The 485-nt window shown below is 59.2% G+C and carries 1 protein-coding gene; it reads left to right on the top strand.

The genetic code is table 11. The features are described 5' to 3' along the window. Positions 1-84: 84 nt before the first annotated feature. Positions 85-369: a hypothetical protein gene (locus EN852_RS35055; protein WP_246694490.1), complete on the top strand. Its 285-nt coding sequence runs from the start codon at positions 85-87 to the stop codon at positions 367-369. Positions 370-485 lie beyond the last annotated feature (116 nt).

The raw sequence follows: 485 nt of genomic DNA, 5'->3' as shown, positions 1-485 counted from the left end.
AAACGGGCCCAGTACGATATCGTTTAGCGCGAGCATCTGGGCCTTCGTCACGAACTTACCGAGGAGGCGCGCGACGCCCGCGGCTTGGCGAGGGATTCCGTCATCCAGGCCAATCTGCTGTCGCTTCTCTATGTGAGGCGGCGGCGAGACGTCAACAATCCAGGCATCGGTGACGAGGAGCTCGAACGCCTGTCAGGCTGCCCGCGCGAGCATCTCGAGTTTCACCTCTGGTACCTTAAGGCGAAGGGCTTTATCGGCAGGACCGAAAACGGGACATTCGCCATCACAGTGGAAGGCATCGATCACGCCGGCACCATGGGCGGGAAGGATCGCGCCGACGCCACCCGCCTGCTCAATCACGCCGATTAAAGCTGGTTTCCCGAAAGCGGTAACCGGTTTCGGGATAACGACATGCGCAAAATCAAAACCCAAAGCGCATGGAGCGGATCTGAACGCTTCGCGACGCGCTTTAGAGCGTTTCATTT

This window comes from Mesorhizobium sp. M2E.F.Ca.ET.209.01.1.1 (assembly GCF_004010375.2).
GTDB lineage: Bacteria > Pseudomonadota > Alphaproteobacteria > Rhizobiales > Rhizobiaceae > Mesorhizobium.
This window is presented reverse-complemented; position numbering and strand designations above follow the sequence as displayed.